Raw genomic sequence first — 25,311 nt, forward strand, 5'->3', positions numbered from 1 at the left:
TTATGTACAACACTGCTTTATTAAACATTGGGGATATTGGGGAGGAAATTTCAACTTGGAATGATTATGAATACAACTTAGATTTTGATAAAGATTATTATAATAATATTCTTTTAGAGTCTCAAATTCTTGTTGATGGGTCCATAGACAAGGATAACTGGATATTAAAGAATGAACTTCTTGAAACTCATGTTGAGATAGATTTTCGCAAACTAAGGGAAGAATCAACCAATTGGAACCTACCATTTGATTTAATATTGGCTGTTAAATGTTGGGTTATTTCTCTTATTGAACAAAATGTATTTTCAACAACTATACAGTCGAGTGTTAGAAAATTAAAAACATTTTTCGAGTGGACCAACGGAGTGGATATTGATTACTTAGAAGATTTTAAAGTCAAACTTGAAACTGAGTTCGAAAATAGAGATAAATCTCAATCCAGTCTTTGTGCCTCAGTATTAAACTTTTTTAACTTTTACCCAGAAGCTGTCATCCCCGATTATTTTAATACATTAAAGAAAGTTAAACGAAAGGTTAGTTCACAGATGAACAACCGTAATATACCAAGTTTTGAGGATTTGAAAATTTTTCATACGACATTGATGGATTATGTTCCAAAACTAGAAGTTGGTAGTGAAAATTATTTAAGATATTTTCCATTATATTTATGGTGGAATATTACTTGCGTTATTCCTATTCGCCCAAGTGAGTTTTGTCATATTCCACGTAAAGCATTAAGCATTATTAAAGGAAAGGATTATCTACAGTTACCGAGAAAAAAGCAGAAAAAAAACAAGGCAAGAGTACAGATAATTGACCAAATCTTTATTCCTGAACATTTAGCTAAAAAAATTACTGAATATGTAAATGTTAGTGATAAATATGGTCAAACTAACACACTAATTTCTTACCCTGCTTACTCATCACATCCAGAGCATTTTACATCAGCATTAAAAGTTAACCCAAGGGTCTTTAGTTCAACGAATCTAGCTGTTCTACTGGAAAGCTTCTACTATCATATTGTTCAAAATGAAAAAGGATTTTTCGTTAACGATTTTGTTAACAAGTATTATCAGACTCGGAACCTATCTTCCGATGATAAGAAAAAAACAGTTTTTCGCAGGGTTAGACCTGGAGATACAAGGCATTTTGCGATGATGAACTTGTTGCGACAGGGATACCATAGCGTGGAAATGGCGCGTTTAGCAGGTCACACAAGCTTAAATGCGCAAAATCCCTATCAAGCCCATGACGATTTGTACTATGATTTTGAATTAATCAAGATTGGTGATTATCTTAAAGATAAATTTAGTATAAAAAGTAAAACAAACTCCTCAACGAGAATTCCTAATTCATTTATTGCTGAAAAGATTGATGTTATTGAGAGAAAAGAATTTAAGGACCCTCTTAATGTTGGTTATTGTATAGATAAACTAAAAAGATGTTCATCGATAGTAAGTGAAACTCATATTTTTTGCCCTTATTGGAAAATAAGTAATGATGAATTTACAGAAAAGAAAGAGCTTATAGCAAAAGAATTAAATGATTCTAGAGATAAGGTAAAAGGATTTTTAGACTCCTTATTTAACCTACACACTGTTGCACTTAAAGAATATTTTAATTCTTATGATTACAAAGAAGATAATATCATTCATCGGCATGAAATAAATAAAATAAATCGTTATATAAGTAGTGAAATGAGTAGGTATGACGTTGCAATAAAAAATCTAACTGAATCTGGAGTGTTAAACAATGAATAATAAAAAAAAGAAAAGGGGCAGACCTTCTTCAGAAAGAAATAAAAATGAAGTTGAAGAAATCATAAAAAGATATCTAAAGGAGTTCTCCAACATTCACGAAATTCGACCGTATGCTGTTTTTACTTTTGCGGAAAGTATTAAAAGCGAGCTAGAGGGTGAGTATGCTTCGAGCTTTTGGAGAAGTAAGGGGCAAATGGGTAGGGATTTAATTGACCATTGGAATGATACATTGAAAGCTAGTAAAGAGAGTGAAAAAAATCAAAAGAGAGGTTTCTACAATACTGAGGCTCTTTTACAATCAGGAGATGGCATATTAACTAAAGCTATTATTAAGAAACTAAAACTAAATGAAAGTACAGGCAAATACTACGAAGGGCAGACGGAAAAATTAGGGAAGCAAAATAAAGAACTTAAAGAGCGATTAGCTGAAGTGGAGAATTTGTTAAATCAAAAACAAATTGAGGTCGAACGGTTAGAAGAAGCTTTATTTGATGTCACCTTAGCAAGTACCAAAAAACGCTCAAAAATCGAAAATATTCTTGATGTAGGTGAGGAAAGAAGCCCAATGGTTGTTTCTCTCCTGAAATATAGCCTAGGAGACATAAAACCAGAGTTTTTTGATAATTGGTTGAGAGGAAAATCAGGTTCAGAACAGGCAGCTAATTCAAATATAATTAACCTTCAAGAGAAAAAGCAACAAAGTGCATTTGACGATTTTTCCTTTTAATTTATATTTGCTAAGAATTACTGGCTCATGAGAGCCTTTTTTATTTGAATTTTTATCAGTATCTACTGTTAAAAAATAAGATATTCCTTTATCCTCAGCATTTTGAGTATTTTTAACAATATTCATTTTAAGATAACCGCATTCACATCGCTGCCCCGGATAGATTTCTGGAAACCTGACAGGACATCATAGTGGGCATCACCATCTTTATCGTGGGAGAGACTCTTTTTCTGCATGCATTCTTCTGCTGCGCTCTCATTGATATGGATGACCCCGTCTTCATCAGGTTCAGTGGATAGGACAGCAAGCTCCAGGGCATTCAAGGAGCTTCTCACATCTCCGCCAGAGGCTGTGGCAAAATGGGTGAGAGCTTCTTCTGTCAGCTCAATCTTTAAGTTGCCAAGGCCTCTTTCTTCATCGGCAATAGCCCTTCGCAAAGCCGTTTTTATATCCTCCGGTTCAAGCGGCTTCAATTCGAAAATCTGGCATCTTGACCTGATGGCAGGATTGATCGCGTGGTACGGATTGCTCGTTGTGGCGCCAATCAGGACGATCATCCCGTTTTCCAGATAGGGAAGCAGGAAATCCTGTTTTGCTTTATCAAGCCTGTGAACCTCATCAAGCAGCAGGATGACTTTGCCTGACATCTTCGCTTCTGCAGCCACTACTTCCATATCCTTTTTATTATTCGTGACGGCATTCAGTGTCCTGAAAGCAAAATTCGTGCTTCCGGCGATCGCACTTGCAATCGAAGTTTTCCCGATGCCAGGCGGTCCATATAGAATCATTGACGATAATTGTCTCGACTTGACCATTCTGTTTATGATTTTTCCTTCAGCTACCAGATGGGACTGGCCAATCACTTCCTCGATCGACCGCGGCCTCATCCTGAAAGCAAGAGGTTTAAGGTTCATGCTCATCGCTCCAATAAAACGCAGTTTCGTGTATATATACAATAACACGAACAGGGGACTTGCGCATTGTACATGCAATTTATGCTATAATGTCAAAAGCCTACCTATTGACTAAGGATTTTGTTAAAATTTATAGTGTGAGAATGCCATATGGGGCATTATGAATATATCATATAAAAATCAACCCAATTTAAAGAATTATGGAATAGAGGTGCAGTATGAAAATTTCCACGAAAGGGCGCTATGGACTGACCATCATGATTGAGCTTGCCAAAAAATATGGCGAAGGGCCAACTTCATTGAAGTCGATCGCGCAAACGAATGATTTATCAGAACACTATTTAGAACAGCTGGTGGCTCCCCTCAGGAATGCCGGATTGGTAAAAAGCATCCGAGGAGCGTATGGAGGATATATTCTTGGTTCTGAGCCTTCGCAGATCTCCGCAGGCGATATCATCAGGGTCCTCGAAGGCCCAATCAGTATTGTCGAAGGCATCGAGGATGAAGAACCTGCAAAGCGCGAACTGTGGACACGGATCAGGGATGCAGTAAAAGATGTGCTGGACAATACCACGATTGAAGACCTCGCCAACCACACCGATCATTTTGGCGAGTCAGATGCTTATATGTTTTATATATAAAAGCTGTTTGAATGAAGCTTATTAAACTAAAATCTTCTGAAGAGAGGGTAATACTTTGGATAGAATCTATTTGGACCATGCGGCCACAACACCGATGCATCCAGAAGTCCTGGCTGAAATGGTAAAAGTAATGGAATCGGAGTTTGGGAATCCTTCAAGCATCCACCATTTCGGGCGGGAAGCCAGAAAAATCCTGGATGATACTCGTGATGAACTAGCAAAGAGCATCGGGACAAAAGGGAATAATATCATTTTCACAAGCGGCGGTACAGAAGCGGATAACCTTGCTATTATTGGCTATGCCGAACAAAACCGCTCAAAAGGACAGCATATCATCACAACACAGGTTGAACACCATGCTGTCCTGCATAGCTGTGAAGAACTGGAAAAGAGGGGCTTTGAAGTCACGTATCTTCCTGTTGATGAAAATGGCCTCGTTTCCATGAAATCTTTTGAAGACGCATTGCGGGATGATACGATTCTTGTGACCATCATGTACGGAAACAATGAAGTGGGAACCATTCAGCCAATCGCAGAAATAAGGAAACGTCTTGACGGACATCAAGCCGTTTTCCACAGTGATGCAGTCCAGGCTTATGGGATCGAAAAATTCAGTGTTGAAGAATTGAACGTGGATTTGCTTTCTGTTTCGGCCCATAAAATTAACGGACCAAAAGGAATCGGTTTTCTTTATATCCGTGATGGAATTAAACTGGCGCGCCAGCTTTTCGGCGGTGAACAGGAGAGGAAACGACGCGCAGGTACTGAGAATGTCGCAGCCATCGCCGGATTCCGGAAAGCGGTTCAGCTATCCCAACAAGAGCTAGAGAGCAAGCGCGGTTTCTATCGGGATTTACAGAACCGGTTCATCGTCACACTTGAAGATAGCGGAATCTCTTTCCAGCTGAACGGATTGCTTGATAATTCACTGCCTCATATTTTAAACTTAAGCTTTCCTGGGACAAATGTCGAAGCCATGCTTGTCAATCTCGACCTGGCTGGAATCGCGGCATCAAGTGGTTCAGCATGCACAGCAGGTTCCATTGACCCGTCACATGTGCTTGTTGCGATGTACGGAAAAAAGTCTGAAAAGCTGACAAACTCAATCCGTTTCAGTTTCGGATTAAACAATACATTAGAACAGATTGACAAAGCAGCTGCAGATACAGCTAAAATTGTCCAGAGGCTCATGAAAAACAACCGGGCTTAAGGGAACACTAGTTTTAAAGGAAGAGTGAGGTGAAGCATAATGGAAAAATCACCGAAGGATACTAGAGTGGTGGTAGGAATGTCAGGGGGAGTCGACTCGTCTGTCGCTGCGCTGGTCCTTAAGGAACAGGGCTATGACGTGATCGGCATCTTCATGAAGAACTGGGACGACACCGATGAAAACGGAGTCTGCACAGCCACGGAGGATTATGAAGACGTCATCCGCGTGTGCAACCAGATCGGCATTCCATATTATGCAGTCAATTTTGAGAAACAATACTGGGATAAAGTGTTCACTTATTTCCTGGATGAATATAAAGCAGGCAGGACGCCAAACCCTGATGTCATGTGCAATAAGGAAATCAAATTCAAAGCATTCCTTGAGCACGCGATCAATCTTGGAGCGGATTATCTTGCGACAGGCCATTATGCCCGGGTGGAAGACCGGGACGGAGAGCGAAAAATGCTTCGCGGACTCGACGAAAATAAGGACCAGACGTACTTCTTGAATCAGCTGAATCAGAGTCAGTTGGAAAAAGTACTGTTCCCGATCGGCGATATGGAAAAATCACGGGTGAGGGAACTGGCAAAGGAAGCAAATCTGGCCACTGCAACGAAAAAAGACAGCACAGGCATTTGCTTCATTGGCGAAAGGAATTTCAAGGAGTTCCTTGGGAATTACCTTCCAGCCCAGCCGGGTAATATGGAGACCATGAGTGGTGAAGTAAAAGGCAAGCATGACGGTCTGATGTATTATACGATCGGCCAGAGACAGGGACTTGGGATTGGCGGTGCAGGCGAACCATGGTTCGTTGTAGGAAAGGACCTTGAGCGCAATGTATTGCTAGTTGAACAAGGATTCCATAATGATCTGCTCTATTCGGACAGCATTACGGCTGTGAATATCAGCTTCGTATCCGACAAGCCGAAGCCAAAGACCTTTGAGTGCACTGCAAAATTCCGCTACCGCCAGCCTGATAATGCTGTAACGGTTGAGCTTCAGGACGACGGGACCGCAAAAGTGATCTTCAAAGAACCAATCCGCGCTGTCACTCCTGGACAAGCTGTAGTTTTCTATGATGGAGATGAGTGTCTTGGCGGCGGAACGATTGATGAGATTTTTAAAAACGGAAGCAAATTGACATATGTCGGTTAATTCTGACTGATCCCCGGCGGGCCTGCTTCGCCGGGGATTATTTTATTTTATAGGAAATTATACATGATATAATTGTGGATAAATACATGTAGTTTTCTTAATCCAGCTCCAGCACCTAGCCCCTCGAGTCGCTTGTCTAGTGTCGCCTCCTAGAAACTCCGAAACTTCAACTCCGCCGGCAGAAGCAAAAAGCGCTTCTTTGTCGGAGTCTCCAGTTTCTGCGTTTCTGGGCAGTCGGCTATACATTTCTATTTCGGTCCGCCCAATGAAGTCAAAGAACGACTTCACCGGTCGGCCCTCCAGCGCTTGTCGGGGCTGAACGAGGCGCTTGCGCTTTTTGTTATGAGTTTGAGGTACATGATTATGGTATACTTGCATGGAGAATGGAGTGTTTAAAATGGATAAAAACCAGAATGGTATTGAATTAATGAGAGAAGGAAAATGGGATGAGGCTGCCAAGGCTTTCGCTGAAGCGATCGAGGAACAGCCGAAGGATCCTGTTGCATACATAAATTTCGGGAACGTCCTTACAGCAGTAGGCGATACCGAAAGAGCAATGAATTTTTACGATAAGGCAATCAATCTTGATGAAAATGCCCCTGCTGCCTATTACAGCAAGGGTAACGTTTATTATGACCAGCAAAATTTTGCTCAGGCGAAAAATATGTTTGAACTTGCCCTGAAGAAGGGTCTCGAAACCGGGGATAATTTTTTCATGCTTGGGATGAGCCTTGCGAATATGGAAAACAGCAAGCTGGCATTGCCATACCTGCAGCGCAGCACCGAACTTCTTGAGGATGATGCTGAAGCACATTTCCAATACGGGCTCTGCCTTGCGAGGGAAAACTTCATTGATGAAGCCATAATTGCGCTGGAAAAGGCAGTCATGTTTGATCCTGAACATGCCGATGCGCTTTATAATCTTGGCGTGGCTTATGGTTTCAAAGAAGATGGCGACAAAGCGCTTGAATTGTTCAATCGAGCATTGGAAGTCCAGCCTGACCACCTGCTGGCCGGCCACGGAAAGAAATTGATCGAGGGACAAGATAACCATTAAATATAGTGAATCAGCAGAAAGGGGGAAGGGACTTTGGATAAGCAGGACTCGCTTGATTTGTTTTCAGAGCAGGGGAAGTTCATGAAAGGGAAGCATTTAGTCACCATTTTTCATAATGAACAAAACCTGTACACCGTACTGAGAATCAGGGTCGAGGAAACGAATGAACAATATGACGACAAAGAGGCAGTCATAACCGGGTACTTCCCCAGGATTCATGAGCAGGAGACATATATTTTCTTTGGTGAAGTAAAAGAACACCCCAAGTTTGGCGCCCAATTCCATGCAACGCATTTCAGGAAAGACCTGCCCCAGTCAAAACAGGGAATCATCAGTTATCTATCCAGTGATCTTTTTAAAGGAATCGGAAAGAAAACAGCTGAAAAAATCGTTGAGACTCTTGGTGAGAAAGCCATCACGAGAATCATCGAGAATTCCTCTGTTCTTGACCAGATTCCGAAACTGGCACCCGAAAAGGCGAAGGACTTGTATGATACTTTGATGGAGCATCAGGGCCTTGAGCAGGTCATGGTTGCTTTGAATGAATATGGTTTCGGCCCGCAGCTGTCGATGAAAATATATCAGGTATATAAGGAACAGGCTATTGAAGTGATCCAAAATAATCCCTATAAGCTCGTGGAAGACATTGAGGGCATTGGTTTTGGCAGGGCGGATGAACTTGGAAGCCAGCTTGGACTGACGGGGAACCATCCTGACCGGATCAAGGCTGCCTGCCTTTATACCCTGGAGGCTTCAAGCATACAGGGCGGACATGTCTTCATGGAGGCAGAATCACTGCTTGTGGATGTGAAAAAACTGCTTGAAGACAGTCAAAATTTCCAGATTGAATTTACGGATATCTCAAGGGAAATCATCAAGCTCGGTGAAGAAGGAAAGCTGATTGCCGAAGAGCAGAGGATTTATTTGCCGTCGCTTTATTATTCTGAAAAGGGACTTGTAGCGAATATCAAAAGAATCCTTGAGCAGACCGAGTATGAAGATCAATTTCCTGAATCAGAATTCCTCCTGGCGCTCGGGAATCTTGAGGAGCGACTTGATGTCCAATATGCCCCTAGCCAAAAAGAAGCCATCCAGACAGCGCTGATGTCGCCAATGATGCTCCTTACAGGCGGACCTGGTACAGGGAAAACGACCGTCATCAAAGGAATCGTGGAATTATACGGAGAACTCCATGGCTGTTCCTTAGATCCCAAAGATTATAAAAAGGAAGAACCATACCCGTTTTTGCTGGCAGCTCCTACCGGGAGGGCCGCAAAACGAATGACCGAGTCCACTGGTCTGCCTGCTGTGACCATTCACCGGCTGCTCCGCTGGAATGGGGCTGAAGGCTTTGAACATAATGAGGATCAGCCGCTTGAAGGGAAAATCCTGATTATTGATGAGACTTCAATGGTCGATATCTGGCTGGCCCATCAATTGTTCAAATCCCTGCCTGACAATATCCAGGTCATCATTGTGGGAGATGAAGACCAGCTTCCTTCCGTAGGCCCAGGCCAGGTATTGAAGGATCTGCTTGATTCCGGCAGGGTCCCGACAGTGAGGTTGACCGATATTTACAGGCAGGCAGAAGGCTCATCCATCATTGAACTGGCCCACCAAATCAAAAAAGGGCATCTGCCTGAAGACATTTCTGCCCAACAGCCTGACCGATCTTTTATAAGGTGTACAACAAACCAGATTCCCCAAGTAGTTGAAAAGGTTGTGGCAAATGCCAAGAAGAAAGGGTATTCACCAAGGAATATCCAGGTTCTTGCCCCAATGTACCGGGGTCCTGCGGGGATTGACCGGCTAAACGAGCTATTGCAGAACTTATTCAATCCGAATGCAGACGGAACTCGTAAAGAGCTTGCCTTCGGCGATATAAAATATCGGATCGGCGACAAGGTCCTCCAACTGGTCAACCAGCCGGAAGCGAATGTGTTCAACGGGGATATGGGTGAGGTCGTCGCCATTTTTTACGCGAAGGAAAATACGGAAAAACAGGACCAGCTAATTGTGTCATTTGACGGAATTGAGGTCACCTATAATCGCCCGGACCTCTCGCAAATTACACACGCATACTGCTGTTCCGTCCATAAATCACAGGGAAGTGAATTTCCGATTGTCGTCCTTCCGGTGGTAAAAAGTTATTACAGAATGCTGCGCAGGAATTTGATCTATACGGCGATTACAAGGAGCAAGCAATTCTTGATTCTCGTTGGCGAAGAGGATGCCCTGAAGATGGGCATTGAACGCGGAGAAGATACAGAGCGGAATACAACACTTGTTGAAAAGCTTGTCGAGATGCTTCCTGATTTAAGCGGTAAAGAGACAGAGAAGAAGGAACATTTACCCGCTGAAAAAGAGGACAGTAAGCAAACCGACTATCTGGAATTAATCAAGAATGCAGACCCAATGATCGGAATGGGGACGCTGACTCCTTATGATTTTTTGGAAGAGAATGAAGCCTAAGAATCCACAGCAGTTGTGGATTCTTATTTATTTTTCCGGGCAAGGAGAGGCTTTGGAAAACCTTACACCACATGAATTGCCAGAGACGGTGGAAACTAAGAGTGTTCGGAAAGGCGGGACACACTTTTGCGGACATTTTCACTTTTAAAGGGACTGCCTGTATACGAATTGACGAGTGGTCAAAAACTGGGCGAAGTTTGTGATGTAAGCATTTCAAGCAATGGAAGCGTTGTAGGCTTACTTGTAAAAAAGGGTGCATTCATCAAGAAGACGTTTCAGGTCAAGATAGGTCAAGTTGAATCCTTTGGCTGGAATGGTGTAATGGTAAAGGACAAGACAGCGCTGGAGCCTTTGGAGGCAGAGCCAGAATATACGTTTGAACATAATGAGGGACTGGCTGGCAAAATCCTGTTATCAAGGGATGGCGAACAGCTAGGTTTGTTGGAAGACGTATATTTCATGGAGGAATTGGGCACGATTGTAGGGTACGAACTAACGGATGGCTTTTTTTCGGATATCATGAATGGAAAGCGTGTAGTCAAGACCACCGGTCCGCCTGCAATCGGAAAGGATGCCATCATCGTGACAGTTAAACCGAGATGAGGTGTCCTTATGTTAAGTTGTCCCAATTGCAGAAGCAAGGATATTGGCAAAATTGGCATCAACCAATATTACTGCTGGAATTGCTTCATAGAGCTGTCTTTGAATAAAGGTCTGATCCATACCCATCAAGTCGAAGAAGATGGAACATTGAGCTCCCTTGACGACTTATTCGACGAAGATCAACGTCAATACGGCATGTAAAATAAACCGAAGAGGTGAAACACATGAACAAAATGTTAACCTCCGTTATCGCATTTGGCGCTGGTATGGCAGCCTATAACTATGCTTCCAACAACAATATGATGTCTGGCAGGAAAATGAAGAAGCTAGGCAGAAAAATGACAAAAGCATTTCTTTAAAAATGGAACCAATCCCCTGTAGTAATTTGCAGGGGATTTTCTAATGTGAAAAATGGAAAAAATTAAGTTGAATTTCCAGTTCGCTATAATATGGCGAAAGTCGCTATAAAAAAGAAAAAGTCGCTATAAAAAGTAAACGATCGTTACTTTCATTTTAAAAAATCCCGACCTGGTACCCAATAAAAGGTATAATCCGCCTCCTTTCTTTCAAGAATAAACAGGAGGGAGGGCGAAAATGGTGAATATCCAAATGAAATGGTACTACCGGCTTGGATTTCTTCTCCTTTTGTTTATTGTTCTGTTTGTTTTTATCAAGCTGCAATCCTTATGGGTACCGGTGCTGCAAATACTGATATCCTTGCTGATTCCTTTTTCGGTAGCGGCTTTCATTACATATTTGCTTCACCCGATTGTTGAATCCCTTCACCAAAGGGGCCTTCACCGGGGAGTATCGATTTTGATCATTTATATTTTATTTTTTGGCGGTGCCGGTTTTGCCTTTTATAAGGGCATTCCTGCTTTGATCCGCCAGCTGCGTGACCTGACGGAAAACGCGCCATATTTCGCCGAACAATATAAACAGATGGTCAACAATGTGGTTGACCAGACCTCGACATGGCCGGCAGGAATACACGAAAGAATTGAGGATGGAATCAACAGTATGGAGCAATGGCTTGACGGTGTGCTTGCAGGAACGATGTCTTTTTTGATGGAAATCATCAATTCCATTTTGACGATAGCGGTGATTCCGTTCATTGCCTTTTACATGCTGAAGGACTTCGATGCCATGAAAAAAGCCGCGTGGTACATGACCCCCAGGCAATGGAGGCAGCCGGGTGCCAGATTCCTCCATGATGTCGACAAGTCGCTCGGTAGTTATATACGCGGCCAGCTTCTCATTTGCCTGATCATCGGCGTGCTTTCATCATTGTTTTTCTGGCTTGCGGGTATTAAGTATTCGCTCCTTTTAGGAGCCATTGTCGGTATCACGAATGTGATCCCGTATTTTGGTCCGATTATTGGGGCTATACCGGCCGTTATCATCGCTGCGACAATGTCCGTGAAAATGGTGCTGCTGTCACTTGTGATCGTCTTTTCGCTGCAATTTCTTGAAGGCAACATCCTGTCCCCGCTGATTGTCGGCAAAAGCCTGCATATGCATCCTTTGATGATCATGTTCGCGCTGCTGGCAGGTGAAGAAGTAGGCGGCATCCTGGGGCTGATTTTGGCCGTTCCTGTCCTGGTTGTTTTAAGGGCGGCACTGATCCACGCCAAAGACCATATCATTCTTGAAAGAAAAAAAGCACGTCCGACATAAAATTTTGCCGAGTCGTTTGACAAACGCAATACAGCTATATATAATTCGGCTATAGATTAATAATTCGAAAAATGTAGAAGGAACGAGTATGTTATAGACCATCGTCCAGAGAGGGATTCCCAGGCTGAAAGAATTCCCGGTGAAGGATAACAGAAGGCTATTCCGGAGTGCAGGCAAAACCTGCCGTAGCAGCTGCGTTAAAGCGTCATTGAGAGATGGGCGTGCGTTTTTGCGTCCATAATCAGGGTGGTACCGCGAGCAAGCTCTCGTCCCTGTCCAGGGATGAGGGCTTTTTTTGTTGCCTAAAATCCCTGAAAGCTAAAATTTCATAAGGATTTAGGAGGTTACTAAAATGAAAAAACTGACAGGTGCAGAAATCAGAAGAATGTTTCTCGAATATTTTAAGGAACAAGGTCATGCCATCGAACCAAGTGCATCGCTAGTTCCACACGATGATCCGTCCCTTCTTTGGATCAACAGCGGTGTAGCGACTTTAAAAAAGTATTTTGATGGCCGTGTTATTCCGGCAAACCCGCGAATCACAAATGCACAGAAATCCATCCGTACAAACGATATTGAAAATGTCGGCAAGACAGCACGCCACCATACATTCTTTGAAATGCTCGGCAACTTTTCGATCGGTGACTACTTCAAAGTAGAAGCAATCGAATTTGCTTGGGAATTCCTTACGAGCGAAAAGTGGATCGGTTTTGACCCAGAGAAATTATCTGTGACAATTCACCCTGAAGATGATGAAGCATTCAACATCTGGAGAGAGAAAATCGGCATTCCGGAAGAGCGGATCATCCGTCTGGAGGGGAACTTCTGGGATATCGGTGAAGGCCCAAGCGGTCCGAACACAGAGATTTTCTATGATAGAGGGCCTGGATACGGTAACGATCCTGAAGATCCAGAGCTATATCCTGGCGGTGAAAATGACCGTTACCTCGAAGTCTGGAACCTTGTGTTCTCTGAATTCAATCATAATCCGGATGGCACATACACGCCGCTTCCGAAGAAAAATATTGATACCGGCATGGGACTGGAGCGTATGGCCTCCGTTGTCCAGGATGTTCCGACAAACTTTGAAACAGATTTGTTCATGCCGATCATCAATGCGACTGAAGAAATCTCAGGTGAAAAATACGGACAGTCCAAAGAGAAGGATGAAGCATTCAAAGTTATTGCTGACCACATCCGTACTGTAGCTTTTGCTGTCGGTGACGGTGCACTTCCATCCAACGAAGGCCGCGGATATGTACTTCGCCGTTTATTGCGCCGCGCTGTACGTTATGCAAAGAAGCTGAACATCAATCGGCCATTCATGTTTGAATTGGTGCCGGTAGTGGGCGAAATCATGCATGATTTCTACCCGGAAGTAAAAGAAAAGACCGACTTTATCCAAAAGGTCATCAAAAATGAAGAAGACCGCTTCCATGAAACGCTGCATGAAGGCCTGGCAATCCTTTCTGAACTGATCAAGAAGGAAAAGGAAAAAGGCAGCGGCAAAATCCAGGGTGAGGATGTCTTCAGATTATATGACACATATGGATTCCCGGTGGAACTGACGGAAGAGTATGCCGAAGAAGAAGGCTTGAAGGTCGACCACGAAGGCTTTGAAAAAGAAATGGAGCTCCAGCGTGAAAGAGCTCGTGCGGCACGCCAGGATGTTGGTTCCATGCAGGTTCAGGGCGGTGTTCTTGGCGACATTAAAGAAAGCAGCGAGTTCGTCGGTTATGATAATTTTGAAACGAACAGCAAAATCGTAGCATTAATCAAGGAAGGCGAGCTTGTTGAGGAAGCAAATGCTGGCGATGAAGTCCATTTCATCCTTGATGTTACACCTTTCTACGCAGAAAGCGGCGGACAGATTGCCGATAAAGGTACAGTCGAAGCAAGCGGAGTGAAGCTTTCAGTTAAGGATGTAAAGAAAGCTCCGAACGGCCAAAACCTTCACAGTGCAGTAGTCGTGGAAGGAACGGTTTCCAAAGGTCTTGAAGTCACTGCAAAAGTCGACCAGGATAACCGTGCAAGAATCATCAAGAACCATACTGCAACACATTTGCTGCACCAGGCGTTGAAGGATGTCCTGGGCACGCACGTCAATCAGGCAGGATCCCTCGTCGAACCAGACAGGCTCCGTTTCGACTTCTCCCACTTCGGCCAGGTGACTGCTGAAGAACTTGAGCAGGTAGAAGCAATCGTCAACGAAAAAATCTGGAGAAGCATCCAGGTGGAGACGAACTTTAAGCCGATTGCTGAAGCGAAAGCAATGGGTGCGATGGCATTGTTTGGCGAAAAATATGGTGACATTGTCCGTGTCGTAAAAGTTGGCGACTACAGCCTTGAGCTTTGCGGCGGATGCCATGTTCCAAATACATCTGTCATCGGGCTGTTCAAGATTGTATCCGAAGGCGGCATTGGTGCCGGAACAAGAAGGATTGAGGCTGTAACAGGCGAGGCGGCTTACAAGGTACTGAATGACCAGATCGGCATCCTGAAGGAGGCTGCTGGCAAGCTGAAGACTTCACCGAAGGAAGTGGCGAACCGGATCGACTCACTGCTCACAGAAATGAAGCAGCTGCAGCGCGAAAATGAATCTCTTGCTGCTAAATTGGGAAATATTGAAGCAGGGAGCCTTACATCACAGGTAAAAGAAATCAATGGTGTCCAACTGCTTGCTGCACGAGTCCAGGCTTCTGACATGAACAACCTGCGAAATATGGCAGATGACTTAAAGCAAAAACTTGGTTCTGCAGTAATCCTGCTTGGCATGACAGATGGCAGCAAAGTGAACCTGATTGCGGCTGTGACAGATGATTTGATCAAGAAAGGCTATCAAGCTGGAAAACTGATCAAGGAAGCAGCAGCGATTTGCGGCGGAGGCGGCGGAGGCCGTCCAGATATGGCCCAGGCTGGCGGAAAAGACCCATCAAAACTCGACAATGCGCTTCAATTTGCCGAAGAATGGGTAAAATCAATTTGATATAAAAGTAAAGTAGTGTAGAATGAAGGTATCATGAAAGAAAATTTTACCTGCCATTTCTTAAAAGTGAGGTGCATTCGATGAGCTCTTTTGATAAAACGATGAGATTTAATTTTCCCGAAGAGCCTTTTGAGCATGATGCCAATGAAGTCCTGCTGCAGGTGTACGAAGCGCTGCAGGAAAAGGGATATAACCCGATCAACCAGATTGTCGGATATTTGCTCTCTGGCGACCCGGCCTATATTCCCCGCCATCGGGATGCCCGCAACATCATCCGCAAGCTGGAGCGGGATGAAATTATCGAGGAACTGGTTAAATCCTACTTAAGGAACCATCGAGAGGGGAAATAAATTGCGGATCATGGGACTCGATGTCGGCTCGAAAACAGTCGGCATTGCCCTGAGTGATGAATTCGGCTGGACGGCTCAGGGACTTGAAACATTGAAAATCAACGAAGAAGAAAATGTGTTTGGTTTCGATGAAATTGGTAAAATAATAAAAGAGAACGCAGTCGGCAAAGTAGTCGTAGGTTTGCCAAAGAATATGAACGGGACGATTGGCCCGCGCGGCGAAGCAAGCCAGTTCTTTGCCCGTGAGCTGGAAAAACGGTTTGGCGTTCAAACGATTTTATGGGACGAGCGTCTGACGACGGTGGCTGCCGAGAGAGTTTTGCTTGAGGCAGACGTAAGCCGCAAAAAAAGAAAGAAGGTCATCGATAAGATGGCCGCAGTAATGATCTTACAAGGCTATTTGAACAGCCAAAATTAAATTGAGGTGACTACAATGGATCACGGCGAAAACAACATTACAGTAGTAGACGAAAACGGCAACGAACAATTATGCGAAGTCCTTTTCACATTTGATTCCGAAGAGTTCGGAAAATCATATGTGCTTTATTATCCAGTCGGTGCAGAGGATAACGATGACGAGGAAATCGAAATCCACGCATCTGCTTTCACACCAACAGAAGATAATGAAGATGGCGAACTTATGCCAATCGAAACAGATGAAGAGTGGGACATGATTGAAGAAATGCTCGAAACCTTCCTTGCAGAGCAAGACGAAGAATAGGAATGAATAATCTGGACCAGGCGAATGAAGCCTGGTCCTTTATTTTTGCCCGAAAACAGCTAATGGACAATTAGAGAGGCATGAGTCTTAGGTAAGTGTCCGATAGAAGGGCTCTATCGGTCAAATAGGGAGAAGAATCCTAAAGAAGTGTCCAATAGAAGGAACCTATCGGACAAAAAGGGAGAAGAATCCTGGAGAAATGTCCGATAGAAGGGCTCTATCGGACAAAAAGGAAAAAGAATCCTAAAGAAGTGTCCAATAGAAGGGCTCTATCGGACAAAAAGGAAAAAGAATCCTAAAGAAGTGTCCAATAGAAGGGCCCTATCGGACAAAAAGGAAAAAGAATCCTAAAGAAGTGTCCAATAGAAGGGCCCTATCGGACAAAAAGGGAGAAGAATCCTGGAGAAGTGTCCAATAGAAGCGCCCTACGGACAAAGAGGGAGAAAAATCCCGGAGAAGTGTCCAATAGAAGGGCGCTATCGGATAAAAAAGGTGAAAAATCCTGAAGAGTGTCCGATACAGAGATGAATCATAAAATATGCAAACGATATTTCAGCACCCTCCCATTAAAAAGTACTATCTTGTTTGTTATCACACGCCCAATGCGGTTGTCGAATTATTGGTTTGTTTGTCGTTCAAGGTATTTTTTCGTAATTATTTGCAAATAGAAATAGAAAATATAGTATAATGGTGCGAGATGTGATAATAGAGAGTATCCAGGAAGTAAGTTTTGTGATCTGGAGGGGGAACTTATGTCTGACGAAAAGAATATACAGGATCCAAAAAAAGATAAGAAACATTTGATTACTGAAAAGCTGATTGAGCAGCAGAAAGAAGCGAAAATTGTGAGGAAGATTGTTTTCATTACTGCAATCGTGGCCATCTTGCTCATCGGGGCAATCGGCGGCGGCGGTTATTACTACATAAAAGAAGCCATGAAACCAGTCGAGGAAAACAGCAAGAAAACAATCGATGTCACGATCCCGATTGGTTCTTCTACAACAGGTATCGGGCAGATTCTTGAGGATAAAGGGGTCATAAGGGATGCCCGAGTCTTCAAGTATTATGTGAAGTTCAAAAATGAAGCCGGCTTTATGGCTGGTGATTATAAAATGAAACCGTCAATGACGCTGCCTGAAATCATCACAAGCTTGAAAACAGGTAAGGTCATGCAGGATGTGGTCATGAAAATCACAATTCCTGAGGGCAAACAGCTTAAACAAATTGCCGGAATCATTGCTGAAAAAACACAGCAGGACGAGGAAGTTGTTTTCAAGCAGCTGAACGATCAGGAATTCATCAAAAAAATGATGGAAAAATATCCGGATGTCCTTACTGACGAAATCCTAAAAGAAAATGTGAAGTACCCACTTGAGGGTTATCTGTTCCCGGCGACATACCCATTCTACTCTGAAAAACCGACGATTGAGGAAATTGTCACCGTCATGCTGACAAAGACAAAAGAAGTGCTAGGGGATTTTAGAGGGCAGATGGAAGAAAAGGAAATGTCGACTCATCAATTAATGACGATGGCATCTCTCATTGAAGAGGAAGCAACTGAGAAAGCTGACCGCGATAAAATCGCCAGCGTCTTCTACAATCGCCTGGAAGACGGAATGATGCTGCAGACAGACCCAACTGTCCTGTATGCACACGGCGAACATAAAGAACGTGTGTATTTCAAGGATCTTGAAATCGATGACCCTTATAATACCTATAAAATTCAGGGGCTGCCACCTGGCCCTATCGCCAATCCTGGGGTCATGTCAATTGAAGCCGCTCTGGCTCCAGCTGACACGGATGATATGTATTTCATTGCGACCTCCACAGGAGAGGTGCTCTTCTCGAAGACTCTGGATGAGCACAATCGAAAAGTGAACGAACATATCACCAATAAAAAATAACAGCAATTAAAGGGAAATGCAGAAAGGTTAGCATTTCCCTTCTTATTGTGATAAAATAATTCAAGTGTTTTTTTATAGTCATGTTACTGTCTGGCGGATGCTCTATTTGGGCATCAGGTTTTATTCGATAGCGTGCATTGCAGATGAAGGAGTTGAAGCTTTTTAGCTAATGGACCTGTTTGGTTTTCTCTCTTGACCTGTGAACGCTATTTTTTTCATGCCTGCACAGTCATGCGAAAATCTACTCTGGCTTTCTTCAGGCCTTTGAATAGAGGTGAGGCAGCTTGCTGAACGAAGAGCTGCAGAATTATATAGATTCTCTCATACAGCCCAGGGATGGCATTCTTTCCGAGATGGAAGAGTATGCGGAGCTTAACGGTGTTCCGATTATGGAGCCGGCTGGCATAGAAACGATGCTCCAGCTTCTAAGAATCCAGCAGCCGGACACAATCCTGGAAGTCGGAACAGCAATCGGCTACTCCGCAATGAGAATGGCATTCGCACTGCCGCAGGCTCAAATCATCACACTCGAGCGTGATGAAGACCGGTACGAGCTTGCAGTCGAGTATATTAAAAGGGCCGGCCTGCAGGAGCGGATCACCCAGATCAAAGGGGATGCGCTTGAGCTTGAAGCGGAAGTCGCTGCCCATGCTCCATTTGACGCTATTTTCATTGATGCGGCAAAAGGGCAGTACAAACGCTTTTTCGAACTATACTCAAGGTATTTAAAACCCGGGGGAATGATCATCACGGATAACATCCTTTTTAAGGGGCTTGTATATAACCAGGAAGCAGAAAGCAGAAGAGTCCGCAGCCTGGTAAAAAAAATAGACGAATTCAACCGCTGGCTTGCAGCCAATGAGGAGTATGACACAATCATCCTTCCGATTGGCGATGGGGTAGCGGTTAGTAAGAAGAGGTGAACGGAATGAAGAAACCTGAATTATTGGTAACGCCAACTAGTGTAAATGATATTATCCCATTGACAGAGGCTGGAGCAGATGCGTTCCTGATTGGAGAGCAAAAGTTCGGCCTTCGTCTTGCTGGTGAGTTCAATCGTGAAGATGTAAAACAGGCGATTGAATTGGCACACTCGAAAGGCAAAAAAGTATATGTAGCCATGAACGCTTTGTTCCACAACGAAAAAGTGGACTTGCTGGGCGAATATCTTACATTCCTTCAGGATGTAAAAGCGGATGGAGTCACTTTTGGTGATCCCGCTGTTTTGATGGCCGCGAAGGAATATACTCCCGGCATGAAGCTTCATTGGAGCACTGAAACAACAGGAACGAACTGGTATACGTGCAACTATTGGGGCAGGAAAGGGGCAAAGCGCGCTGTCCTGGCCAGGGAAATCAATATGGATGCCATCGTTGAAATCAAGGAAAATGCCGAGGTTGAAATCGAGGTCCAGGTTCACGGGATGATGAATATGTTCCAGTCAAAGCGCCCGCTTCTTGGCCATTATTTTGAATATCAAGGCAAGGCACTGGAAGTAGAAAATCGTAAGCAGGAACGTGATATGTTCCTTCACGATAAAGAGCGTGAGAATAAATATCCTATTTTCGAAGACGAAAATGGCACGCACATCATGAGTCCTAATGATATTTGCATTATTGATGAACTGACGGAGCTTGTGGAAGCAGGGATCGATTCTCTTAAAATCGACGGCATCCTTAAGAGCCCAGAATATATATTGGAAGTTACAAAGCTATACCGCAAAGCCATTGATTTGGCAGTGGAAGATCCTGACCAATACGACGAAGAAAAAGACAGCTTGCTGGAAGCGGCAGAAGAACTGCAGCCGCCTAATCGCCCGCTGGATACAGGATTCTTTTTCAAAGAGACGGTTTATTAACAGGAAGAACTATGAGGAGGTTGCGTAATGGCAGCAGTAGCAGATAAAATTTCGCAAATTGTCGATGGCAAACGTGTCATCGTGAAAAAACCAGAACTGCTAGCGCCGGCCGGAAATCTTGAAAAACTTAAGATTGCCGTCCACTACGGTGCAGATGCCGTCTTCATCGGCGGACAGGAATATGGTTTGCGTTCTAATGCGGATAATTTCACCTTTGAAGAAATGAAGGAAGGTGTCGAGTTCGCCAAGAAATACGGCGCAAAAATATATGTCACAACAAATATTTTCGCCCATAATGAGAATATTGATGGACTAGAAGACTATATGATGGGGTTGAAGGAAGCTGGGGTACACGGAATCATCGTGGCTGATCCGCTCATCATCGAAACTTGCCGCAGGGTAGCTCCTGAAATTGAGGTCCACTTAAGCACTCAGCAATCCCTATCAAACTGGAAAGCAGTCCAGTTCTGGAAGGAAGAAGGACTTGAGCGTGTCGTACTGGCGCGTGAAACGGGTGCGGAAGAAATCAAGTTAATGAAGGAAAAGGTTGACATTGAAATTGAAACCTTTGTCCACGGAGCAATGTGTATTGCCTATTCCGGACGTTGTACGCTGAGCAATCACATGACAGCACGTGATTCAAACCGCGGCGGCTGCTGCCAGTCTTGCCGCTGGGACTATGACTTGTATAAGCTCGAAGGAAGCGATGAGAACCCATTGTTCAATGATGGTGATGCTCCGTTTGCAATGAGCCCTAAAGACCTTAAGCTTATTGAATCAATTCCCCGTATGATCGAAACTGGAATCGACAGCCTGAAAATCGAAGGCCGCATGAAGTCGATCCACTATATCGCAACAGTAGTCAGCGTCTACCGCAAAGTGATTGATGCGTATTGTGCGGACCCTGAAAACTTCGTCATCAAGCAGGAATGGCTTGAAGAATTGGACAAATGTGCGAACCGCGAGACAGCAACTGCTTTCTTTGAGGGAGTTCCTGGGTATAAAGAGCAAATGTTTGGAAACCATAGCAAAAAGACAACTTTCGATTTTGCCGGCCTTGTGCTTGATTATGATGCTGAGACTCAAATGGTCACACTTCAGCAAAGGAACTACTTCAAGCCTGGCGACGAGGTTGAATTCTTTGGACCTGAAATCGAGTACTTCACTCATGTGATTGAAAAGATTTGGGATGAAGATGGCAATGAACTTGATGTTGCCCGCCATCCTCTGCAAATCGTCAAGTTCAAGATGGACAAGCCTGTCTACCCAAATAACATGATGCGGAAGGAGAAGTAAGAAATGGACCGCAAACCTGTTGTAATTGGTGTAGCCGGCGGCTCCGGCTCAGGAAAGACAAGCGTCACAAAAGCTATTTATGATAGCTTTAAGAGTCAATCAATTCTTATGATTGAGCAAGACTACTATTACAAAGACCAGAGCCACCTGCCAATGGAAGAGCGATTAAAGACAAACTACGACCATCCACTTGCATTTGACAATGATCTTTTGATAGAACATATCCAGAAGCTGCTTCAACACGAGGCGGTTGAGAAGCCGGTTTACGATTATGCAATTCACACTCGCTCCAACGAAGTCATCCATGTTGAACCGAAGGATGTTATCATTCTTGAAGGAATTTTGATTCTCGAGGACGAGAGATTGCGCGATCTGATGGATATCAAACTCTATGTCGACACCGATGCAGATCTGCGGATTATCCGCAGGCTCCTGCGTGACATCAAGGAGCGCGGACGCTCAATGGATTCAGTCATTGAACAGTACGTGAATGTTGTCAGGCCGATGCATAACCAGTTCATCGAACCGACCAAGCGTTATGCTGATGTGATCATTCCGGAGGGCGGCCACAACCATGTTGCGATTGACCTGATGGTAACAAAAATTCAAACAATTCTTGAACAAAAATCATTTTTGTGACACAATAGCATAGATAATATGGACATGGAAGTACTTGCAAAAAGTGCTTCCTTTTGTCCAGAGAGAAATAAATGGCCTGAAATGGCCCTGTTTAAATCGCGCGCCCTCATATAGGACGCGCTCCTGTATATTTTTCAGGATACATAATATAATATTACACAATCTATTTTGGGGATTTGTGAAGACTAGAAGGAGTGAAGTATTTTGGCTACAGAAAAAGTTTTTCCTATGACACAGGCAGGGAAAGAAAAGCTGGAACAAGAATTGGAACAATTAAAGACTGTCAAACGAAAAGAAGTGGTTGAGAGAATCAAGATCGCTCGCAGCTTTGGCGACCTTTCAGAGAACTCTGAGTACGATTCTGCAAAAGAGGAACAAGCTTTTGTTGAAGGCCGTATCACGACTCTTGAAAATATGATCCGCAACGCAAAAATCATCCAGGAAGATGAGTTGAGCACAGATGCTGTAAGCCTTGGCCGCACGGTCACTTTTGTCGAGCTTCCTGATGGCGATGAAGAATCTTATACAATCGTTGGAAGTGCAGAAGCAGATCCGTTTGAGGGCAAGATATCAAATGACTCTCCGATTGCGAAGAGTCTAATGGGCAAAAAAGTGGGCGATCAAGTGGCTGTCCAAACTCCTGGCGGTGAAATGAGCGTCCGCATCACTTCCATTAAGTAATGATCCATATGTTTGAAACTCACGCACCTCGTCAACACTTTTGACGAGGTGTTTTTTATGCGTAAAAAAAGAATGGTGGCCTGGGTTTCCATCTGTCTTGCAGGCTTTGGCCTGTTGATTTTTCGGCTGGCTCAGCTGCAGCTGATCGATACCGAATCATTTTCAAAGCATGAGATCAATTTAATCGAAGCAAGCGTCAAACAAAGGTCACAGGAAATGGTGGTGGATAACGGCAGAGGAAATTTCCTGGACCGCAAAGGTGAACCACTCTCCTATGAGACCGCGTCAGTGTTGGTCCTGTTTCCGTTTTTAAAGAAGATGGACTGGGAAGCTGATAAGGTTGCACAATCCATTGGTGTCTCTGAATACGCATTGAAAACTGCAGTGGAAGATTCCAAGGAACCGTTTGCTTTTGGCAGCCCTGATCCGGTGATTTTGACAAAGCGCCAAATGGACATCATCAACGGATTGGAAATTCCCGGTGTATTTGCTGTTGAGCGGAAATACCCTATGGAAAAAGTGCCGGCTGCGCAGCTTGTGGGTATAATAGGCGAAAACGAAGCTGCCCTGAAATCGAGGTATGGCGAGAAGGAGTTTCTGCCCAGGACCTTGATTGGCGTTTCAGGTCTGGAAAAAAGCTTCGATGAGTTCCTCGTAGCGGAAGGGAAGTCAAAGCTTGTTTACCATGTAGATGGAGAAGGGGCTCCATTATTCGGAATCAATGTGAAATATATTGAACCAGCCAATCCCTTCTATCCAATCAATCTGCAGACATCGATTGATAAGGATTTACAAATGATTCTTGAGGAAAAGGTGGATCAGCATAAAATTAAAAAAGGCGGAGTCGTTCTTCTGGATATTGAAACAAACAGCATTTTGGCAATGGTTTCGAGGCCCGTCATAAATCCATCCAAACCCTATACGGATGAAGGGGTTGAAAATATGATGGTCAAGCAGCATATTCCGGGATCGGTGTTCAAAACGGTGGTTGCTGCGGCTGCGATTGATAAGGGTCTTGATGACCCGGCCAGGAAGTTTGATTGCAGCAAGACCATCAATGGGGAGGCAGATAAGAAATATCAACATGGAATGCTCAATTTCCAAGATAGCTTCGCAGTAAGCTGTAACCGGACATTTGGAGAAGTGGCGCAAGAATTACAAAAAGATGATCCTCATATTTTGGAGAGGTATGCAGAAATGCTCTCAATGACAGGCGGTACAGGATGGACGGGGAATATTTTTCATTTGGAGGATTTCAGACAGCTTCAGGACGAGGAAAAGGGACGAATTTTCATGTCAGATGAAGCTCGGAAGGATAGGAATTTTGCCGCATTGTCTGGAATTGGCCAGCATGAAGTCAGGGTCTCTCCGCTTGCTGTCGCCAACATGATGGCGTCAATCGCCAGAGGTGGTGAAAAAGATATGGTCAGGGCCGTGCTGTCGATTCAATATCAAAATGGTACAAAAATGACTGAATTCCCGAAAGATAAACTTCCAGGTGATCAGATCTCCCCTTATACTGCCATGAAGCTGCAAAAGCTTTTACGAGAGGTCGTTGTGAATGAAGAGGGCACTGGAAGATGGTTCCGGGACTTGCCATATGATGTTGCGGGAAAATCAGGTACTGCTGAAACGGGGATATATGAGAGCAAAAAGCAATTGCATAATAAATGGTTCGCCGGATATTTTCCTTTTGAAAAGCCGAAGTATGCACTTGTGACGGTCAATTTAGGGGTCTTCGAGGATGAAGGCGGAGTGAACCCTCTTTTTGCAGATATAGTAAAGGAGGTCTATAAATTCAACCATGGAACATCCGCTGAAGGTCCTGAAAACGATTGAGACCACATTAGATGAATATAAAATCCTTCAAGTTTGCCCCGAGTCATGGTAGAATGTTGACAACCTTAAAAGGGAGGGAAAGATTTTGAAGAATGATTATGACAACATAAATGAGGGGATGCGCTCACAGCAAAGGGCGAAGCGCAGAAAAACGAACCTTATTTTAAATAGCTTGATTGTTATTGTGATTTTGTTAATTGGCATTGTTTCGTTTAATATCTTTTTCAGCAATGATGAAGGCGCAGCTGACCAAAACGATGTAGCTGCAGAAAAGGACCAGGCCGCAAACTCTTCAAAGAAAAAAGATGACAGCAAAGCTGCTGGCTCAAAAGACGATAATGACTCCGAAAAAAACGCAGAAGATCATTCTGATTCGGAAGAAACAGATGAATCTGCAGATGAACAGACAGAACCAATCGTGACAGAGGGCGGCAGTGATGCCAACGTGAAACAAACGATTGAAAATCCTGAATGGAAACCGGTTGGCACGACCCAATCCGGAGAACACACTCCTGTATTCGACCAAAATGCGGTGGATTGGCAGGAAATGATTCTTGCCTATTCCTATGCAACAGGAATCGATCAAAATAACATGACGGTATGGTGGAATGAAAGAGGCAGCGAGCCCAATTCAGCAGTCGGAACGATTTCTGAAAAAGGCAGCGACCAGACATTCAGGGTCTCGATTCAATGGGTGGATGGCGAAGGCTGGAAACCGGTCAAGGTAGAAGAATTGATCCAAAATGATAAACGATAAAGACAGTATTATTTTTAAAGGCTCTGTTAAGTCCAATGTTGTTTTTACACCTGCTGATTGTAGT

The 25,311-nt window shown here is 43.8% G+C and carries 23 protein-coding genes, 1 pseudogene and 1 other annotated feature; of the genes and pseudogenes, 23 read left to right on the plus strand and 1 reads right to left on the minus strand.

All coding sequences use genetic code 11. From position 1 onward, the window contains the following. Nucleotides 1-2 precede the first annotated feature (2 nt). Together J7E38_RS00095 and J7E38_RS00100 are read left to right on the plus strand one after the other, a co-directional pair. Entirely contained in the window at nt 3-1,760 is a 1,758-nt protein-coding gene (locus tag J7E38_RS00095; RefSeq protein WP_214704638.1) for a hypothetical protein, read from the plus strand. Next, complete coding sequence (locus J7E38_RS00100) at nt 1,753-2,487, plus strand: hypothetical protein (RefSeq protein WP_214704637.1); 735 nt, start codon at nt 1,753-1,755, stop codon at nt 2,485-2,487. The genes J7E38_RS00095 and J7E38_RS00100 overlap by 8 nt, the downstream gene beginning before the upstream one ends. Nucleotides 2,488-2,618: 131 nt before the next feature. Here the strand turns inward: J7E38_RS00100 and J7E38_RS00105 are convergent. Continuing rightward, nucleotides 2,619-3,401, minus strand: a pseudogene (locus J7E38_RS00105) (AAA family ATPase); the annotation flags it as partial. A 218-nt stretch (nt 3,402-3,619) separates the two neighbouring features. Between J7E38_RS00105 and cymR the strand changes: the two are divergent. The 21 genes from cymR (at nt 3,620) to J7E38_RS00210 (ending at nt 25,247) form a co-directional block, all read left to right on the plus strand. After that, nucleotides 3,620-4,042: a cysteine metabolism transcriptional regulator CymR gene (cymR, locus tag J7E38_RS00110; RefSeq protein ID WP_214704635.1), complete on the plus strand. Its 423-nt coding sequence runs from the start codon at nt 3,620-3,622 to the stop codon at nt 4,040-4,042. A gap of 55 nt (nt 4,043-4,097) precedes the next feature. Continuing rightward, nucleotides 4,098-5,252: a cysteine desulfurase family protein gene (locus J7E38_RS00115; protein ID WP_215038042.1), complete on the plus strand. Its 1,155-nt coding sequence runs from the start codon at nt 4,098-4,100 to the stop codon at nt 5,250-5,252. Nucleotides 5,253-5,291: 39 nt separating this feature from the next. Beyond that, a complete protein-coding gene (mnmA, locus tag J7E38_RS00120) occupies nt 5,292-6,407 on the plus strand; it encodes a tRNA 2-thiouridine(34) synthase MnmA (protein WP_214704634.1) in 1,116 nt (371 codons plus the stop codon). A 397-nt stretch (nt 6,408-6,804) separates the two neighbouring features. After that, entirely contained in the window at nt 6,805-7,464 is a 660-nt protein-coding gene (locus J7E38_RS00125; protein WP_214704633.1) for a tetratricopeptide repeat protein, read from the plus strand. A gap of 33 nt (nt 7,465-7,497) precedes the next feature. Next, the gene (recD2, locus tag J7E38_RS00130) at nt 7,498-9,936 is read left to right on the plus strand and encodes an SF1B family DNA helicase RecD2 (RefSeq protein WP_214704632.1); all 2,439 of its coding nucleotides are present in this window, start codon (nt 7,498-7,500) and stop codon (nt 9,934-9,936) included. Nucleotides 9,937-10,062: 126 nt separating this feature from the next. Further along, a complete protein-coding gene (locus J7E38_RS00135) occupies nt 10,063-10,539 on the plus strand; it encodes a PRC-barrel domain-containing protein (protein ID WP_214704631.1) in 477 nt (158 codons plus the stop codon). A 9-nt stretch (nt 10,540-10,548) separates the two neighbouring features. Continuing rightward, a complete protein-coding gene (locus J7E38_RS00140; protein WP_144476106.1) occupies nt 10,549-10,740 on the plus strand; it encodes a hypothetical protein in 192 nt (63 codons plus the stop codon). A 23-nt stretch (nt 10,741-10,763) separates the two neighbouring features. Beyond that, nucleotides 10,764-10,898, plus strand: a complete 135-nt coding sequence (locus J7E38_RS00145) for a YrzQ family protein (protein ID WP_144476107.1) — start codon at nt 10,764-10,766, stop codon at nt 10,896-10,898. 238 nt (nt 10,899-11,136) lie between these two features. After that, on the plus strand, nt 11,137-12,216 hold the full coding sequence (locus tag J7E38_RS00150; protein ID WP_215038102.1) for an AI-2E family transporter: 1,080 nt from the start codon (nt 11,137-11,139) through the stop codon (nt 12,214-12,216). 65 nt (nt 12,217-12,281) lie between these two features. Then, nucleotides 12,282-12,493 (plus strand) — a binding site (T-box leader). A 75-nt stretch (nt 12,494-12,568) separates the two neighbouring features. Then, a complete protein-coding gene (gene alaS / locus J7E38_RS00155; protein WP_214704629.1) occupies nt 12,569-15,202 on the plus strand; it encodes an alanine--tRNA ligase in 2,634 nt (877 codons plus the stop codon). Between the two features lie 80 nt (nt 15,203-15,282). Continuing rightward, nucleotides 15,283-15,552 (plus strand): IreB family regulatory phosphoprotein, encoded by a 270-nt coding sequence (locus J7E38_RS00160; RefSeq protein WP_023627198.1) that lies wholly within the window; start codon nt 15,283-15,285, stop codon nt 15,550-15,552. Between the two features lies 1 nt (nt 15,553). Continuing rightward, nucleotides 15,554-15,970 carry a Holliday junction resolvase RuvX gene (gene ruvX, locus J7E38_RS00165; RefSeq protein WP_214704628.1) on the plus strand — a complete coding sequence of 139 codons (417 nt, stop codon included), beginning with the start codon at nt 15,554-15,556 and terminating at the stop codon, nt 15,968-15,970. Between the two features lie 15 nt (nt 15,971-15,985). Beyond that, nucleotides 15,986-16,273 carry a DUF1292 domain-containing protein gene (locus J7E38_RS00170; protein WP_023627201.1) on the plus strand — a complete coding sequence of 96 codons (288 nt, stop codon included), beginning with the start codon at nt 15,986-15,988 and terminating at the stop codon, nt 16,271-16,273. Between the two features lie 752 nt (nt 16,274-17,025). Next, nucleotides 17,026-18,177, plus strand: a complete 1,152-nt coding sequence (mltG, locus tag J7E38_RS00175; protein ID WP_214704627.1) for an endolytic transglycosylase MltG — start codon at nt 17,026-17,028, stop codon at nt 18,175-18,177. A gap of 284 nt (nt 18,178-18,461) precedes the next feature. Continuing rightward, on the plus strand, nt 18,462-19,100 hold the full coding sequence (locus J7E38_RS00180) for an O-methyltransferase (RefSeq protein ID WP_214704626.1): 639 nt from the start codon (nt 18,462-18,464) through the stop codon (nt 19,098-19,100). A gap of 5 nt (nt 19,101-19,105) precedes the next feature. Continuing rightward, entirely contained in the window at nt 19,106-20,035 is a 930-nt protein-coding gene (locus J7E38_RS00185) for a peptidase U32 family protein (protein ID WP_214704625.1), read from the plus strand. A 27-nt stretch (nt 20,036-20,062) separates the two neighbouring features. Continuing rightward, a complete protein-coding gene (locus tag J7E38_RS00190) occupies nt 20,063-21,331 on the plus strand; it encodes a peptidase U32 family protein (RefSeq protein WP_214704624.1) in 1,269 nt (422 codons plus the stop codon). Between the two features lie 3 nt (nt 21,332-21,334). Continuing rightward, nucleotides 21,335-21,970 carry a uridine kinase gene (gene udk, locus J7E38_RS00195; RefSeq protein WP_214704623.1) on the plus strand — a complete coding sequence of 212 codons (636 nt, stop codon included), beginning with the start codon at nt 21,335-21,337 and terminating at the stop codon, nt 21,968-21,970. Between the two features lie 204 nt (nt 21,971-22,174). Continuing rightward, nucleotides 22,175-22,651 (plus strand): transcription elongation factor GreA, encoded by a 477-nt coding sequence (greA, locus tag J7E38_RS00200; RefSeq protein ID WP_144476114.1) that lies wholly within the window; start codon nt 22,175-22,177, stop codon nt 22,649-22,651. A gap of 57 nt (nt 22,652-22,708) precedes the next feature. Then, on the plus strand, nt 22,709-24,490 hold the full coding sequence (locus J7E38_RS00205) for a peptidoglycan D,D-transpeptidase FtsI family protein (RefSeq protein ID WP_214704622.1): 1,782 nt from the start codon (nt 22,709-22,711) through the stop codon (nt 24,488-24,490). An 85-nt stretch (nt 24,491-24,575) separates the two neighbouring features. Further along, complete coding sequence (locus J7E38_RS00210; protein ID WP_214704621.1) at nt 24,576-25,247, plus strand: YrrS family protein; 672 nt, start codon at nt 24,576-24,578, stop codon at nt 25,245-25,247. Nucleotides 25,248-25,311 lie beyond the last annotated feature (64 nt).

The sequence above is a fragment of the Bacillus sp. ISL-35 genome (genome assembly GCF_018613355.1).
Lineage (GTDB): Bacteria > Bacillota > Bacilli > Bacillales > Cytobacillaceae > Mesobacillus.